18 protein-coding genes and 1 pseudogene are annotated in these 13,927 nt (G+C 70.3%); 7 read left to right on the plus strand and 12 right to left on the minus strand.

The window, feature by feature from the left end:
* Positions 1-138: 138 nt before the first annotated feature.
* The 3 genes and pseudogenes from AB0J58_RS12935 to AB0J58_RS12945 form a co-directional block, all read right to left on the minus strand.
* Positions 139-714, minus strand: a pseudogene (locus AB0J58_RS12935) (FGGY family carbohydrate kinase); the annotation flags it as partial.
* Positions 711-1,289 carry a hypothetical protein gene (locus tag AB0J58_RS12940; RefSeq protein ID WP_364214438.1) on the minus strand — a complete coding sequence of 193 codons (579 nt, stop codon included), beginning with the start codon at positions 1,287-1,289 and terminating at the stop codon, positions 711-713. The pseudogene AB0J58_RS12935 and the gene AB0J58_RS12940, both read right to left, overlap by 4 nt.
* Before the next feature lie 475 nt (positions 1,290-1,764).
* Positions 1,765-2,103, minus strand: coding sequence for a hypothetical protein (locus AB0J58_RS12945; RefSeq protein WP_343962871.1), 339 nt, complete (start codon positions 2,101-2,103; stop codon positions 1,765-1,767).
* 293 nt (positions 2,104-2,396) lie between these two features.
* On the opposite strand from AB0J58_RS12945, the gene AB0J58_RS12950 reads away from it, so the two are divergent.
* Together AB0J58_RS12950 and AB0J58_RS12955 are read left to right on the plus strand one after the other, a co-directional pair.
* Entirely contained in the window at positions 2,397-2,672 is a 276-nt protein-coding gene (locus AB0J58_RS12950) for a hypothetical protein (protein WP_364214218.1), read from the plus strand.
* A gap of 165 nt (positions 2,673-2,837) precedes the next feature.
* Positions 2,838-3,338: a hypothetical protein gene (locus tag AB0J58_RS12955; RefSeq protein ID WP_364214221.1), complete on the plus strand. Its 501-nt coding sequence runs from the start codon at positions 2,838-2,840 to the stop codon at positions 3,336-3,338.
* A gap of 255 nt (positions 3,339-3,593) precedes the next feature.
* On the opposite strand, the gene AB0J58_RS12960 is transcribed toward AB0J58_RS12955, so the two are convergent.
* Complete coding sequence (locus AB0J58_RS12960; RefSeq protein ID WP_364214224.1) at positions 3,594-4,004, minus strand: ATP-binding protein; 411 nt, start codon at positions 4,002-4,004, stop codon at positions 3,594-3,596.
* 188 nt (positions 4,005-4,192) lie between these two features.
* Between AB0J58_RS12960 and AB0J58_RS12965 the strand changes: the two genes are divergently transcribed.
* Entirely contained in the window at positions 4,193-4,396 is a 204-nt protein-coding gene (locus tag AB0J58_RS12965) for a hypothetical protein (protein WP_364214227.1), read from the plus strand.
* A gap of 384 nt (positions 4,397-4,780) precedes the next feature.
* Here AB0J58_RS12965 and AB0J58_RS12970 read toward each other — a convergent pair whose 3' ends face one another.
* The 3 genes from AB0J58_RS12970 to AB0J58_RS12980 form a co-directional block, all read right to left on the minus strand.
* Positions 4,781-5,566, minus strand: coding sequence for a PqqD family protein (locus AB0J58_RS12970; protein WP_364214230.1), 786 nt, complete (start codon positions 5,564-5,566; stop codon positions 4,781-4,783).
* Positions 5,566-6,426 carry a DUF692 domain-containing protein gene (locus AB0J58_RS12975; protein ID WP_364214233.1) on the minus strand — a complete coding sequence of 287 codons (861 nt, stop codon included), beginning with the start codon at positions 6,424-6,426 and terminating at the stop codon, positions 5,566-5,568. The genes AB0J58_RS12970 and AB0J58_RS12975 overlap by 1 nt, the downstream gene beginning before the upstream one ends.
* 309 nt (positions 6,427-6,735) lie before the next feature.
* Positions 6,736-7,890, minus strand: a complete 1,155-nt coding sequence (locus AB0J58_RS12980) for an NAD(P)/FAD-dependent oxidoreductase (RefSeq protein ID WP_364214236.1) — start codon at positions 7,888-7,890, stop codon at positions 6,736-6,738.
* 53 nt (positions 7,891-7,943) lie between these two features.
* Here AB0J58_RS12980 and AB0J58_RS12985 point away from each other — a divergent pair, with 53 nt between their 5' ends.
* Complete coding sequence (locus tag AB0J58_RS12985) at positions 7,944-8,636, plus strand: TetR/AcrR family transcriptional regulator (RefSeq protein WP_364214239.1); 693 nt, start codon at positions 7,944-7,946, stop codon at positions 8,634-8,636.
* A gap of 62 nt (positions 8,637-8,698) precedes the next feature.
* Here AB0J58_RS12985 and AB0J58_RS12990 read toward each other — a convergent pair whose 3' ends face one another.
* Positions 8,699-9,337: a helix-turn-helix domain-containing protein gene (locus AB0J58_RS12990; protein WP_364214242.1), complete on the minus strand. Its 639-nt coding sequence runs from the start codon at positions 9,335-9,337 to the stop codon at positions 8,699-8,701.
* 83 nt (positions 9,338-9,420) lie between these two features.
* Here AB0J58_RS12990 and AB0J58_RS12995 point away from each other — a divergent pair, with 83 nt between their 5' ends.
* A complete protein-coding gene (locus AB0J58_RS12995; RefSeq protein WP_364214245.1) occupies positions 9,421-9,813 on the plus strand; it encodes a VOC family protein in 393 nt (130 codons plus the stop codon).
* 67 nt (positions 9,814-9,880) lie between these two features.
* On the opposite strand, the gene AB0J58_RS13000 is transcribed toward AB0J58_RS12995, so the two are convergent.
* The 4 genes from AB0J58_RS13000 to fdxA form a co-directional block, all read right to left on the minus strand.
* Positions 9,881-10,252 (minus strand): cupin domain-containing protein, encoded by a 372-nt coding sequence (locus AB0J58_RS13000; protein WP_364214247.1) that lies wholly within the window; start codon positions 10,250-10,252, stop codon positions 9,881-9,883.
* Between the two features lie 26 nt (positions 10,253-10,278).
* Positions 10,279-10,704: a hypothetical protein gene (locus AB0J58_RS13005; RefSeq protein WP_364214250.1), complete on the minus strand. Its 426-nt coding sequence runs from the start codon at positions 10,702-10,704 to the stop codon at positions 10,279-10,281.
* A gap of 34 nt (positions 10,705-10,738) precedes the next feature.
* On the minus strand, positions 10,739-11,383 hold the full coding sequence (locus tag AB0J58_RS13010) for a helix-turn-helix domain-containing protein (RefSeq protein WP_364214441.1): 645 nt from the start codon (positions 11,381-11,383) through the stop codon (positions 10,739-10,741).
* A 133-nt stretch (positions 11,384-11,516) separates the two neighbouring features.
* Positions 11,517-11,861: a ferredoxin gene (gene fdxA, locus AB0J58_RS13015; RefSeq protein WP_343962852.1), complete on the minus strand. Its 345-nt coding sequence runs from the start codon at positions 11,859-11,861 to the stop codon at positions 11,517-11,519.
* A gap of 130 nt (positions 11,862-11,991) precedes the next feature.
* Between fdxA and AB0J58_RS13020 the strand changes: the two genes are divergently transcribed.
* Positions 11,992-12,645: a response regulator transcription factor gene (locus tag AB0J58_RS13020; protein WP_364214253.1), complete on the plus strand. Its 654-nt coding sequence runs from the start codon at positions 11,992-11,994 to the stop codon at positions 12,643-12,645.
* 73 nt (positions 12,646-12,718) lie between these two features.
* Positions 12,719-13,924, plus strand: a complete 1,206-nt coding sequence (locus AB0J58_RS13025) for a HAMP domain-containing sensor histidine kinase (RefSeq protein WP_364214256.1) — start codon at positions 12,719-12,721, stop codon at positions 13,922-13,924.
* The last annotated feature ends 3 nt before the right edge of the window (positions 13,925-13,927 follow it).

Raw genomic sequence — 13,927 nt, forward strand, 5'->3', positions numbered from 1 at the left:
CGGGTTCAGGCAGTTCTCGGCCAGCAGGGCGGCCTGCTGGCCGACCACGAGTCCGCCGACGGGGACGTTCCCGCCGAACGCGGAGGTGCGGCCGACCACCTCGTCACAGGAGACGATGCGCGGCAGGCGCTCGGTGCCGAGCCCGAACAGCTCCAGCAGCTCCGGGTCCCAGTCGCCGTCGTTGAGCCGGGTGACCAGCGACCGGCCGGCCGTGGCGACGTCCGTGACGAACTCCCCGGTCAGATGGTGGATGATCCAGGAGTCGGAGGTGGTGACCACCCCCTCCCCGGTCACGTTCCGGCGTAGCCAGGCCATCTTCGGGGCGGAGAAGTACGGGTCCAGGATCAGCCCGGTGGTCGCGGCGATCCGGTCCTTGAACTCCTCCAGCTCCGCGCAGATGCTCTCCGAGCGGCGGTCCTGCCACACGATGGCGGCCGAGAGCGGTTCCCCCGTGGCGGGGTCCCACGCCAGGACGGTCTCGCCCTGGTTCGCCAGCGTGACGGCGTCGATCCGCACCCCGGCCCGCGCGACGGCCGCTCGGCCGGCGTTGAGCACCGAGTCGAGCAGTTTCCGGGGGTTCTGCTCGACCCCGCCGCCGGGCAGGTAGGTGGGGCGGACCGGGAGCTCGACGAGGCCGAGCACCTCACCGCGGGCGTCGACGACGATCGCCTTGGTGCCGGATGTTCCCTGATCTATCGCCAGTACCGTGGTCACCGTCGGTGGGTCCCCTCCGCGTGCCTGCCCTTGGCCGTACCCGAGGCGTCGGCGGTCAGCTCCGCGTCGATGGAGTGCATGTCCGGCATCACCAGGCCCTTGGCGCCCCTGGTGAGCAGCAGGTAGGCGAAGTACACGGCGCCGAGGGCGAGCATGAGGAGCACGTAGACCCAGGACTCCACGAACGAGGAGTCACGGAAGAGCAGCAGCTCGAACACCAGCCAGATCAGCGCGACGATGATCACCGGGATCTCCCAGCGGCCCAGGGCGAACCCCTTGCTCGGCCGCAGCGACTTCCGCTTGACCACGTACAGGACGACGGTTCCGATGTAGATGATCGCCGGCAGCAGGGTGACGGCGACGAGGAACAGGAAGCCGAGCACACCGGAGGCGAGAACCGCCTGCCACATGGCGCGGGGGACGACCCGGGCCGGGTCCTTGGTCTCCTCGGCGAGGTTGGCCGCCGACTCGAAACCAGACCCAGCCGATGATCCAGCCGAGCACGGGGTTGGCCAGCCGGGACATCCACTGGTAGTGGAAACCTTTACCGAGGTCCCCGCCTGCCGGCGGGCGATGCGGGGCCTTCTGGCCTCGGCTCATAAGCGGACCGTAAGCCCTTGGGAGGTCTCTCGCCGGGTTGCCGCCTCGGGCGTTCCCGGTCATCCGCGGGCATCGAGGGCCGTTCGACCGGCGGCGCGGGCCGGACGACGACAGGTGCGCCACCGCGCCGGTTTCCGGATCGGAGGCCGACGGCGAGACGGAAGCCGGTGCCGCCGAGCGTGCCCCGAGGAGGTCCGCCTGGGGCCCTCTTCTTCGCGCGACGCGGCCGGGGTGGCGCGCCGCGCGGGGTTCCGTGCTCGCGTGTGTCGGGGCGAAGGGCCCTTTGGTCAGAGGGACTTCGCGAGCGGCGGCAGAGTATGCGAACAGCGGAGCCCCAGCCCGTGAAAGTCCTTCGGCTGGAGCTCCGCTGCTTCGTTCACGGCCGGCGAAACGCGCTTGACCGCGCGTTTTTGTCGTTCGGTGCCGACCGGTGGAGTATTTTGTTCGCGATTATCTGCAGAATCGGTCGTGGCCGTCGTCGTAGCCGTCCAGCCAGCCTCTGTCGTAGTCACTTATCCTCAGGGCCAGGCCGGGCAGTTCTCCTGATTTCGCCCTTGGCCTTGAGCAGTCCTGGCCGGCGGCCCGGTAGCCGTCCCGGTAACCGTTCCAGTATCCGCCTCTCGGGTCCCTGGCCGGTGGGGTCGGCTCCGTCACCCTGGCCGGCAGGGTGCTCGCCGCCGGCACCGCGGGGTCCGGCGCGGCCGAGGCGTGCGAGAACGGGACCGGTCCAAGGGCCAGGGCCGCGAGAAGCGCCGGGCCGAGCACCATCAACTGTCGCTTTCCGTACATGGGTTCCTCCTCTGAAGGGCCGCGAGTCGGATCACTTTGCGGCCATGGGCACCAGGCACGATATAAGGCGAACCCTTTGGAGTCGGGGAGCTGATTGTCTGCTTTCTCATTCTTGAAGTAGGTATATTTGACGCAAATTTCCCTGCGAATCCGTTTGTTCTGGCGACTTCCAGGAAAAGCGGAAGGCCACGGCGGCTCGTCCGGCGTGGACGGCGCCTTCTGAGGCCTCGGCGCGAGACCGATTCAGGGAACGTGTTGTAGCCTTTCGTGCTCCCCGAGCGAAGGGGTTCGCCGTGTCCTCGGCCCCGCAGGAGATCTTCGAGCGTTGTGTCTGGGCCGGGATGACCGGGAACGCCGTCGCGCCGGCCGAGATGTTCACCGCGGACGGCGTTTTCGAGGCGCCGCTCGTTCCGGCCGGCCGCGCCTTTCCAGGCCTCCTGGCGGGGGGCGAGGCTATACGCGACGGCATGGCCGCGTACTACGAGCGACCGGTGGACGCCGGCCGTACGGTGAACGTGGACAGGCCCCCGGTACGTGCTGCACGCCGCCGCCGACCCGGACTTGAGTGAGCGCTGCCAGATGGTGTTCGCCGGCCGGCTTTCGGGAAACAGGGTTTTATGGAGGTCAGGTGTCCACCGGGCGGACTCCAAGCTATCTGCAAGCCTCCTCCAAGGAGGCTGCGGAAGCTTTGGCCGCGATCGATGGGATAAATCGACCGAATAAAAGAGGAAACCATGCTCGCGCGTTCCAAGCCCAGTACTGTTCTGTCGATGCTAGGCCTCTTTGGGGTGCTGGCCCTTGCCACCGCCGCCCCGGCCGGCGCCGCTCCTGTCACCGCCGCCCCCGCCCTCGTCGAAACCGAACTCGGCATCACCGTCTACGCTCACGACATTGACGAGGAGGGGACCTTTAGCAACGGTGACGAAGTCTTCATCAATGTCGTGCGTAATGGAGTAAGTCAGCGCTTCGCCCCGACCAATGGCACGGTCGACGTCAACGAGGACGAAGAGGGCCAGATAGTCCAATTCCCATCGCATTACCCTATCAAGTTTTCGCCGGGTGAGAAGGTGACGGTCCAGGTATGGGAAGACGACACTTCCGGAGACGACCTCCTCGCTGAGGCCAAGGACGTCATCGTTCAGTGCAACCGCCCGTTCAGCGGCGTAACCGAAATCTCAAAGCGGAAGTACTATCACTACTCGTTCGACGCCAAGTTCGCCGCCTTCAGCTGCTGATTTTTGCATTGTGATGTTCTACGGACGGTGAGAGGGCCGGGCCACCGCGGTATCCCTGTCCACGCGGTACGCGTGAGGCGGCGGGTTGTTCGCCTGACGACGGGCCGAGTGTGAGAAGGGACGGCCGCGCGTGGCCGGCCTGTCCGCACGGGCGCTACCGGCACCCAGGCCGCCGAGGTGGTGCGAGGCGGCCGGATCGAGGAAACGCCGGCCTCCCTTTCCAGCGGAACGGCGGGGAGGCCGGCGGTGTGGTGTTCATGGTCCTCCCAGTTGGAACCAGACCACGCGGCCGGTGGTGATCTCGTTCCAGCCCCAGGCCGTGGCCAGTTTCTGGACCAGCCACAGGCCCCGTCCCCCGCCGCTGTCGAAGTCGACCTCGGTACGGAGCCAGGGGGTGTGCCTGGCCGAACCGGCGTCGATCACGTCGCAGTGGAGCGTTCCATTGTGGCGGGCGACGGCCACGATGACCCGTCCGCCGGGGACGCGTCCGGAGTCGGAGTGGCACACGGCGTTGGTGACGAGTTCGCTGACCAGCAGGAGCGCGTCGTCGGTCTGGGCGTGCGCCGAGCCCTCCAGCAACTCACGGACGTAGCGCCGCGCCTTGGGCACGGAGGTGACCTCCGCGGGCAACTCGACCTGGCCCAGCGTTTCCAGCTCCTTCACCATGCCACCCCCCAGTGACTCGCGGAGACGACCTCCGCGAGTACTCCGACCTGCCCAGCCGTTCCCGGCTCACTCATCGCGCCGCCTCCGGCAGCCGTCCGGCCGCCTCTCGCATGGGAGAAGACCTGCGGATATCCGTCGGGGGATCCGCCGGTGCTCGCCCGAGGCTCCAGGGTCGGGCCCATAAGGCGGTGACCCTCAGCCTCACCGGCGGCGGGCACGCCGCCCACGAGCACGGGCGGTTCGCGCAGTACGCGGGCCCGATGTACGTCTCGGCCCGGCACAGGTGCATCGACGTCACGGGAGTGATCGGCAACGCCGTGCGCACGGTGCGCGGAGTCCACTGCGGCCAGGAGATCTCGGCCGAGGGCTTCTCGTCCGGAGGCGGCGGGTGACCGGCTTCTGGAGGTACGGGCGGCTGATTCGGCGGTGAGCGGGTACCGAGACGGTCGACCACGGCAACGGACAGCAGAGAAGTGGGGTTGTCGAGACCCCACTCCTCTTCTCCTCTGTCCGTTGTCGTGGCTAGTGACCGCATCGACTGCAGGTGTTTCCGCCGCAGTGATCCGGTGCCTGGGCAGAGGTGAGATCGACTACAGGTTCGAACACAAATGTCTGGTCGACGGTGGTCTCGGTCAGGGTCTCTGTGCTCATGGGTTTCCTTTCGCAGTGTGACCCGCCGTGGGCGGGCCACAGCTCGACGACCCGTTGCCGGGCCGCTTTCCGCGCCGTTCGGGTGACCTCTGCGAGGTCGGCGCGGAGCCTGATGGGGAGCCGAGTCAGTAACGGCCGGGGGCGAGGCGTACCACTCCGGCCGCCGCGAACCGGGTGAGCATGCCGGTGACCTGTTCGGCGTCGGCGCCGACCTCTGCGATCATCTCCGCGATCACCTCCGCGACGCTCCGGGTGCCGTCGCAGCGGCCCAGCAGGGCGGCGGTGGCGTCGTTGATCCGGTAGACCCGGAGCGCCGGCTCACCCCACTGGCGTCGCAGCAGGATCGACGTGCGCCGGGCGGGCAGTCGCGAGGGCGGCGGCTCGGCGGTGACGTCGTGGTCGAAGAACGCGACCCGGACGGCGGGGGAGACGCTGGGCGTCCCACGTAGCGGTCCGTCCGGAGCGAGGATCGGTTCCCCGGCCGCCTGGGCGGCCCGCCGGTCACCGGCGAGTTGTCCGCACAGCAGTTCGTAGCGGGCGAAGTCGACCAGTGGCGCCGGCACCCGGCCGTCGATCCACGTCACCAGTTGCCCGGCCTCCCCGGAATCCGTGACCCCCTCGCCCGGTCGCGGCCGGCGGACGGTGGCGGCGGCGAATCCGTTCAGCAGTTCCGGGTGGTGGGCCTTCAGCTCGGCGACGGTGGCGGGCAGACAGGTCGTCACCTTCTGCACCAGCTTGCCGCGGACGCTCTCGCCGGTGACCCGGAGTCCCGCGGGGGAGGCGCCGGTCAGCATGGCCAGCTCGGCGTCGCTCAGCCCGTAACGGCGCCGCAGCCGGGCGGGGTGCTCACGCAGCGTCGCCAGCTCGGACTCGCGGGTCAGCACCGCCGCCAGGGCCTCCAGCAGGCCCATCAGACGCCCCCCGCCAGCAGGGTCCGGGCCCGGTCGATCTCCGCCAGCAGCTCGTACGGATCGTCGGGGAAGTTGCGGTCCCGTTCCACCAGGGTGGCCCGAACGGTGGTGCGGCCCACCAGTTCGGCCAGCAGTTCCCACACCCGGGGCGGTACCGGTTCACCATGGGTGTCGAGGGACGGCTCGCCGTCGTCGGTGTCCGCACCGCCCGCCAGGTGCACCTGCGCCACCCGCTCCACCGGGATGGTGCCGAGGAACTCCAGCGGATCGAAATCGTGATTGCGGGCGTTGATGTCGAGATTGGTCAGGTCCAGTAGCAGATGACACTCGCAGTTCTCCATCACCTCGGCGATGAACTGCGCCTCGCTGAGCGGGCCGGCCAGATCCACGTAGTAGGTGATGTTCTCCAGCAGGAACGGCGCCCCCACCGCGTCCTGCACCCGCTGCGCCCGGTGCCCCAGCCGGCGTGCCGTCTCCCGGGTACGGGGCAGCGGCACGAGCACCCCGAGCGCCACCTGATCGGTCCGGGTGAAACAGAGATGGTCGCTGAACCAGGGCGCGTCGATCTCGGCGACCAGAGCCGCCAGCGCCTCAAGGTAGGCCCCGTCCACCTCGCGGTCCGATCCGATGGACATCTCCACTCCGTGCGGCACGATCGGGAAGCGGGTGGCCAGCGCGCGCAACCGTTCCCGCCTGTCGGCCGGGGCGAACAGGAAGTGCTCAGTGATCACTTCCAACCAGTCGATCCGGTCGGCGTGCTGGTCGATCATCTCTGCGAGCTCGGCCCGGTAACCCAGGCCTGAGCCCAACTCGCGCGGTTCGAACACCGTGCACCCCCAAGATCCGGCGTGTGTCGCCATCCAGGGATCCCGCGTTGCCGGCTAATCGTCGGCTACTCCCGAATGATTCCCGGGCCGGTTCCCGCCACACTCCTATGACGGGCAAATGCTGATTTATGATGAAAAAAGCTGATATGTGGATAAATGTGAAAAGCGTTGATGATGAATTGCCGGTGGCGGTGAAGATCCAACCTTTTGAAGATCTTGGGTATGCGGGTCGGAGGGCCTTTCCCCCGGCTTCCGAGGCTCCTTCGCCGAGACCCTCGCCGGAGCCGTCTCATCGCTGAGGCCATGGTGAGCCGCCGGTGCCGGTGCTCCCGCGCCTGGCGGTCAGGACGGCTGGACTTCGTCGAAGAGGGCGAGGGCTTCGGTGGGGTCCGGGCTCACGAGGCGTTCCAGACCGGCCGCCGTGATCTTCGCCCACCTGCCGGCCCGTGCCCACATCTGTTCCTCGAAGGCGCGGACGGCCTCGTCCAGATCGCCAGGGCCGGGGGCGGCGGCGACGGACTCGGCGAGTTCGGCGCCTTCCAGCATCGCGAGGTTCGCGCCCACTCCCAATGGGGGCATCAGGTGGGCGGCGTCGCCCAGTAGCGTCACCCCGGGGACGTGGGCCCAGGTGTGGGACACGGGCAGGACGTGGAGAGGGCGGCGGACGAAGGCGGTGCCGTGGCGGAGGAGGTCGAGGACGGGAGCGGCCCAGCCGTCGAACAGAGCCAGCAGACTTGATCGCACGGCCTCGACGTCGGCCGCGTCCAGGCCTGCGTCCAGGCCCGCGCGCCGGTTCGGGCCCGTATGCCGGTCCAGCGGCGCGCGGAACCGGGCGTACACCTTGACGTGGCCGCCGCTGTTGCGCTGGGCGACGAGGGCGCGGTTCACGCCGTACACGGCCACGGAACCGTCGCCGATCAGCCGGGCGAGGTCGGGGTGGCGGGTGTCGACGTCGTCCAGGGAGGTCTCGACCAAGGTGACGCCGGTGTGGTGCGGCGTCGCGGACGAGACCGCCGGGCGGACCCGGGACCAGGCGCCGTCCGCGCCGACCACGAGGTCGAACGTCTCCTGTCGCCCGTCCGTGAAACGGACCAGCACGCCATCCCGGGTCCCCGGCCGCACCTCCGTCACATCCCGCCCCCACTGAACGTCCAGGGGGCCGAGCAGCAGGTCGCGGAGTTGCCCGCGGTCGATCTCGGGATTGGCCCGGTCGCCCGGACGGGGCCGCCAGTCGCGCAGGACGGTCCCGTCCGTGTCCAGGATGCGCATGGCCTGCCCCTCGGGACGGGACAGCGCCTGAAACTCCGCCAGCAGCCCCGCCTTGCCCAGCGCGAGCTGGCCCAGTCCTTCGTGCAGGTCCAGCGTGCCGCCCGGGGGACGGGCGTCCGGGGCGGGATCGCGTTCGAGGACGGTGACGGGGTGACCGTGGCGGTGCAGGACGCGGGCGAAGGTAAGGCCGGCGGGGCCGCCTCCGATCACGGCGATACGATGTCTCATGTAAATACACTGTATTTTTCTGAGACACTGTATCGCAACAGTACGATGTATCCATGACTGTGTGGGATCGGCCGGAGCCGCCGACTCGCCCCGCGCCGCTCGACCGGGAGCGAATCGTCGCCGCCGCCATCGCGCTGGCCGACGAGGGCGGGCTGGAAGCGGTGTCGTTGCGCAAGGTCGCCGCCCGGCTGGACGTCGGCCCGATGCGGCTGTACGGGTACATCTCCACCAAGGAGGAGCTGTTCGACCTCATGGTGGACGAGGTCCACGCCGAGATCCTCCCCGAGGAGCCGCTCGGCGACTGGCGGGAGGTGCTGCGCGTCCGCGCCCATCGCACCAGGCAGGCCACCCTCCGCCACGAATGGCTGGCCGACCTGCTCGGCGGCCGTCCGACCCTGGGGCCGAACGCCCTCGCCGTGACCGAGGCCACGCTGGCCGCCCTCGACGGCCTCGCCGACCTCGACACCGTCATGCGCGCCGTGGAGACCGTCGGCGCCTACTTCACCGGCGCGATCAGGCGCGAGATCGCGAACCTGAGGGCCGAACGCGCCACGGGCCTGTCCAAGCGCGACTGGCAGCGCGCCTCCGGCCCGCATGTGATGAGGATGCTGGCCACGGGCCGCTTCCCGGCGCTGGCCAAGGCGGTGCACGACGGCACGGAGGTGGACGCCGAGGCGTCCTTCGCGACCGGCCTGGACTGGGTCCTCGACGCCGTGGCCGCCAAACTCGCCCGGCCGCCGGCGTGACGCTCAGCGGGTGTCCTCCCGAGCGCTCGCGTACCGCCACCTTCGACCTGTGCGGCGCGGCGTCACCGCTCCTTGGCGGGGGCCGGGAGCAGGGCGTGGACGAGCTGGTCGGTGACCCAGTTCTCCCACTGCTTCGTGGTCCACGCGCATTCGCGGGTCAGGACGAGGAACAGGTCCGGCGAGAGCAGGGCGACGGCGAGGTCGGTGGCCCGGCGCCGGGTCAGGCCGGGTCTCAGGGGGCCCAGCCCGGCGAGGACGGCGACGAACGCGCCGTGGGCGGTGCGCCGTTCCTCGCCGTTCCGGGCCCGCTGGGCGGCCATGTCGGCATCGCTCGCCGCGGCGTCGCGCACCACCGCCAGGACGGGGGCGACCCGGTCGAGGATGGCGCCGGACTCGTGCACCCAGCGCCGGACGGCCGTCGCCGGGTCCGGTGCGGCCTTCAGCGCGACGAACCAGGGCCGTTCGAGCAGCGGGACGGGCTCGTCGTCGCCCACGGAGGCGACGTCGACGACGTGCTTGAGGAGCCGGCCCTTGTTGCCGTAGTGGAAGTAGACGGTCGGGGCCGACACCCCGGCGGCGTCCGCGATCTCCTGGAAGGTCGTCCCGGTGTAACCGTGGGTGACGAACAGCCCGTGTGCGGCTTCGACGATGCGGAGCCTGGTCTGCGCGGACCTTCGGTTCCGGCCGTTGACCTCTGACACCAAACTATAGTAACACTTTAAAGTGTGACTTTAATAACTTCATATCCGTGCCGGCGTCCCCGCCGGCCGGGAAGGGGTGACCGATGACGGCCCTGGGCGGATTCCACCACGTCAAACTGCCGGTCTCTGACGTGCGCAAGAGCGTCGAGTGGTACGGGCGGGTGCTCGGCCTCGAAGTGGCGATCGAGTTCGTCGAGGCGGGAGTGCTGCGCGGCGTGGCGCTGCGGGACCGGGACGGCACCCTCATGCTGGCGCTGCGCGAGGAGCCCCGGCTGGCCCGAGAACTGCGGGGCTTCGATCCCGTCGCGCTCGGCGTGCCGACCTACGACGCGCTGGTGGAGTGGTCGGATCACCTCGACGCCGCCGGCACGGCCCACTCCGGGATCGCCGAGGCCAGCATCGGATGGCTGATCAGCGGGGTGACCGACCCCGACGGCATCGAGATCCGCCTCTACACCCTGCAGAAACGCGGATGAACCCGCCGTCGACCACCGGCGGCCAGGACGACGCGGGTCCGCCGGCGGGTGCTCGGCGCCTCGGTGCTCAGCCGGCCGGAGGGCGCGCGTCCTCTCCGGGCGCCGGGGCGGGACGCATCACCACGGTGAGCAGGACGGCGGAGTCGTCGAGCGCGGTCAGGCTGTGTCGCTCCGCCGGGACGGCGACCTGGTCACCTGCCGCCCCCTCCCAGCTGTCCTGGCGGGTCGACAGGCGTACGCGTCCGTGCAGCACCTGCAGGGTGGCCTCGCCGGGGCTCTCGTGCTCGTCGAGGCCCCGTCCGGCGGCGAGCGCGAGCAGCGTCTGACGCAGGGAGTTCCGGCGTCCGCCGTGGACGGTGTGGGCGCTGCGCCCACTCGCGGCTTTTCGCGCCGCGGCCAGGTGCTCGTTCGTCAGGGTGGTCAGAGAGGTCGTCAGCATGGTGGTTCCCTTCCGTCCCGGCCGGTTCACGCCGTCAGCAGCAGGATGCCGGTGACGAGCAGGGCGGCGACCTTGGCGGTCTCAAGGACGACGTAAACATGGTGGCTTTTTGAGCGTGGGGCGTCCTCACCGGCGAGGACACGGTCGGTGCGCCGGGTCAGCCGTGGCCGGACCAGACCGAGCTGCACCGCCAGGACCGCGACGGTGACGACGGCGGCGACCACCGTCCCGGTCGGCGGGCCGGCAATGAAGATCATGACGATGAGCGCCACGGCGAGGACGGCCTCGACGGCGTTGAGGGCACGGAAGACCAGCCGGCCGATCCCGAGCCCGAGGCGCAGGTCCACCCCGGGCGCGCGGAACTTCAGTGGTGCCTCCAGGAACGAGATGGCCAGCACCATCCCGAGCCAGACGAACGTCACGCCGGTGGCGACGGCCGATGCCGGGGTCATCCGTGGTTCCTTTCTCCATCGCGGGCGTCGCCGGTCACCGGGTGCCGCCCGCTGTCGTGAGGTGTGCGAGGCACAGGTCGGGTTCGGCGAACGGGACGAGCCGGTCCACGGTCACCTGGGCGCCGAGCGCCGCCATCGCCCCCCGCATCAGCCCGAGGTGCAGCGGGCAGATCACCGCGGCCTGGGTCTCGACCAGTTCGACGAACGGGCAGTGCCGCAACCCGATCTGCCGGGGATCGCCCGCCGGCCGTTCCTCCGGCGCGAACCCGAGGTCGTCGAGCAGCCGTACCAGCTCGCGCACCGCCTCCTCGCGGGAAGGAGCGGCGGGCCGGTCGACCAGGAAACCGCCCCAGGCGCGCCCGGCCTCGGTGGCCCTGGCGGCGGGGTCCGGGTCCGCGGCCAGGTTGCCGGCCAGGATCTCGGCGAGCAGGCGGTAGTTGCGCGGCCCGCCGAGATCCATCCCGGGCCGCGCCCGGAACACCAGTGGCGGCCGGCCGGGGCCGGTGGGCGCGGCGTGGACCCGCTCGACCTGGCCCGTTTCCGCCAGGGCGTCGAGATGGAACCGCACCGTGTTGGGATGAACGTCGAGTCGCGCGGCGATGTCGCCGATGCCGAGCGGCGAGGTGGATTCGCGGAGCATCGTCAGGATGAGCCCTCGACGGCCGGTCGCCGGTGCCACGGGGCGTTCGGCGGTCCACGCCGGCCTCTCGGGACGCCGGACGCCCCGCGCGGGCGCCCCTTCGGGTGTCGCGCCGCCCGAGCCGTCGGTGTCATCGGTCCCGCGAGGTTTCCTTCGCCCGGTCATGTCCGGCTCACGCCCCCTGCGGCGGCAGCGCCGTGACCATCGCGGTGTCGACGCCCAGCGCGCCGATCCTGGCCGCACCGCCGGGCGACCCCAGGGGAGCGTCCCTGCCGGGCAGCGGCTCGGTGAAGAACCGCTCGTTGTCGGCCAGGTAGACGCCCAGCGGGGCGGGGAGATCGTCCTCGTAGTAGATCGCCTCGACCGGGCAGACCGGCTCGCACGCACCGCAGTCGATGCACTCGTCCGGGTTGATGTAGAGGCTCCGGCCGCCCTCGTAGATGCAGTCGACCGGACACTCCTCCACGCAGGCCAGATCCTTCTCGTCCACGCAGGGGAGCCCTATCACGTAGGTCATGCCCCGAGTTTACACAAAAGAAAATTGTATAAATAGACCCGACGGGAGGAACGCGATGCCCGACCGCACGGCAAAGGCCCGGCGCGGGCGTTAACGCCGCTGTTACCGGTGGTCGGATACGACTTCGATCATGCGAATACTGGTGGTGGAGGACGAGCGGGATCTGGCCGACCTGGTGGCGATGGGGCTGCGGCGGCACGCGATGGCGGTCGACGTGGCCTACGACGGCGAGGCCGCGGCGGAACGGCTGGCCGTCAATGACTACGACGTGCTGGTGCTGGATCGGGACCTGCCCGGGATATCCGGCGACGTGATCTGCCGGGACCTGGTGCGGGCCGGGGCGCGTACCCGCGTCCTGATGCTGACCGCGGCCGCGTCGGTGCCCGAACGGGTCGCCGGGCTGGGGCTGGGGGCAGACGACTACCTGCCCAAACCCTTCGACTACGCCGAGCTGGTGGCGCGGGTGCGGGCCCTGGGCCGGCGTAACCAGCCGCCGCTGCCACCGGTGCTGGAACGGCACGGGATCGTGCTGGACCCCCAGCGGATGCAGGTCTCCCGCGACGGCCGCTTCCTGAGGCTGTCGCTGAAGGAGTACGCGGTGCTGGAGGTGCTGATGCGGGCGAACGGGACCGTGGTGAGCGCCGAGACGCTGCTGGAGTCGGCGTGGGACGAGCACGTCGACCCGTTCACCACCGTGGTGCGCGTCGTCATCAGCCGGTTGCGCGCCAAGCTCGGCGACCCGCCGTGCGTCAGGACCGTGCCGGGCGCCGGGTACCTGCTGTGATCCGGGATACGACGAGGAGACCCGCGGCGCACCCGGCACGCGGTCGGGGAACGTGCGGCGCCGGAGGTCCGCGGTGACCCGGCACGCGGCCTGGAACCCTTCCGGCACGGTACGGACGCGCCTCACCCTGCTGTACACCGGCCTGTTCCTGGTCACCTCGACGATCCTGCTCACCGTGGTGAACCTGCTGCTCACGAGCGCGCTGGAGAGCCGGGTCAGCTCCATCACGGAGGACTTCCCGCCCTTTGGCGAACTCCCCCCGAGAGCAGGGCCCGCGCCGAGGGCACCCGGGGCGCCTGACCGGCTGGTGCGGCCCGAGGTCGTGGACGCCATGAGCGGTCTGCCCGGCGCCGTGCTGCGCTACCAGTGGACGGTCAGCGCGATCGTGATCGCCCTGCTCACCGTCGTCTCGGTGGTCGCGGGCTGGTGGCTGGCCGGACGGGTGCTGAGCCCGCTGCGGCACATCACCGCCACCGCGCACCGGCTCTCCCTGTCCAACCTGCACGAGCGGATCGCGCTGGCCGGTCCCCGCGACGAGCTCACGGACCTCGCCGACACCTTCGACGCGATGCTGGAACGGCTGGAACGGTCGGTGGACAGCCAGCGCCGTTTCATCGCCAACGCCGCCCACGAACTGCGGACCCCGCTCTCCGTCCAGCGGGCCGCGATCCAGATCGGGCTGGACGACCCGCTGCCGGACCGCCTGATCCCGGTGCGGGAGAAACTGCTGACCGCCAACCGGCGGACCGAGCGGCTGATCGACTCGCTGCTCCTGCTCGCCCAGGCGGAACACGGTCCAGCCGGCATGGAGCCGGTGGCCCTGGACTCGCTGGTCCACCAGACGGTCGAGGAGACGGCCGCCGACGGTGTCGTCATGGGTGTCGTCGTCACCGCGGACACCCGGCCGGTCGTCGTCGCGGGCGACCCGGTGCTGCTCGGCAGGCTGCTGACCAACCTGCTGCAGAACGCGGTCCGCTACAACCGTCCCGGCGGGACCGTGCACGCCGGCCTCACCGCGACGGGCGTACTGACCGTCCGCAACACCGGCCCGGAGGTACCCGCCGAACGGATCGCCGAGCTGTTCCAGCCGTTCCGCAGGCTGCACTCCCGGACCAGGACCGCCGACGGCGCCGGTCTCGGCCTGTCCATCGTGCTCTCGATAGCCCGAGCCCACCGTGCCGACCTCACCGCCCGCCCCAACCCGGGGGGCGGCCTCGAGCTGACCGTACGGTTCCCCGTCCGCACCGGTGCGGAGCCCGGCGACCGCCGGGCTCCGTGATCG

Source organism: Streptosporangium sp. NPDC049644 (assembly GCF_040675205.1).
Classification (GTDB): domain Bacteria; phylum Actinomycetota; class Actinomycetes; order Streptosporangiales; family Streptosporangiaceae; genus Streptosporangium; species Streptosporangium fukuiense.

Bases quoted from the DNA above. Each gene is read 5' to 3' on its own strand.
- AB0J58_RS12945 (WP_343962871.1), bottom strand. From the start codon at position 2,103: ATGTACGGAAAGCGACAGTTGATGGTGCTCGGCCCGGCGCTTCTCGCG.
- AB0J58_RS12955 (WP_364214221.1), top strand. From the start codon at position 2,838: ATGCTCGCGCGTTCCAAGCCCAGTACTGTTCTGTCGATGCTAGGCCTC.
- AB0J58_RS12960 (WP_364214224.1), bottom strand. From the start codon at position 4,004: ATGGTGAAGGAGCTGGAAACGCTGGGCCAGGTCGAGTTGCCCGCGGAG.
- AB0J58_RS12970 (WP_364214230.1), bottom strand. From the start codon at position 5,566: ATGGGCCTGCTGGAGGCCCTGGCGGCGGTGCTGACCCGCGAGTCCGAG.
- AB0J58_RS12975 (WP_364214233.1), bottom strand. From the start codon at position 6,426: ATGGCGACACACGCCGGATCTTGGGGGTGCACGGTGTTCGAACCGCGC.
- AB0J58_RS12980 (WP_364214236.1), bottom strand. From the start codon at position 7,890: ATGAGACATCGTATCGCCGTGATCGGAGGCGGCCCCGCCGGCCTTACC.
- AB0J58_RS12985 (WP_364214239.1), top strand. From the start codon at position 7,944: ATGACTGTGTGGGATCGGCCGGAGCCGCCGACTCGCCCCGCGCCGCTC.
- AB0J58_RS12995 (WP_364214245.1), top strand. From the start codon at position 9,421: ATGACGGCCCTGGGCGGATTCCACCACGTCAAACTGCCGGTCTCTGAC.
- AB0J58_RS13000 (WP_364214247.1), bottom strand. From the start codon at position 10,252: ATGCTGACGACCTCTCTGACCACCCTGACGAACGAGCACCTGGCCGCG.
- AB0J58_RS13005 (WP_364214250.1), bottom strand. From the start codon at position 10,704: ATGACCCCGGCATCGGCCGTCGCCACCGGCGTGACGTTCGTCTGGCTC.
- fdxA (WP_343962852.1), bottom strand. From the start codon at position 11,861: ATGACCTACGTGATAGGGCTCCCCTGCGTGGACGAGAAGGATCTGGCC.
- AB0J58_RS13020 (WP_364214253.1), top strand. From the start codon at position 11,992: ATGCGAATACTGGTGGTGGAGGACGAGCGGGATCTGGCCGACCTGGTG.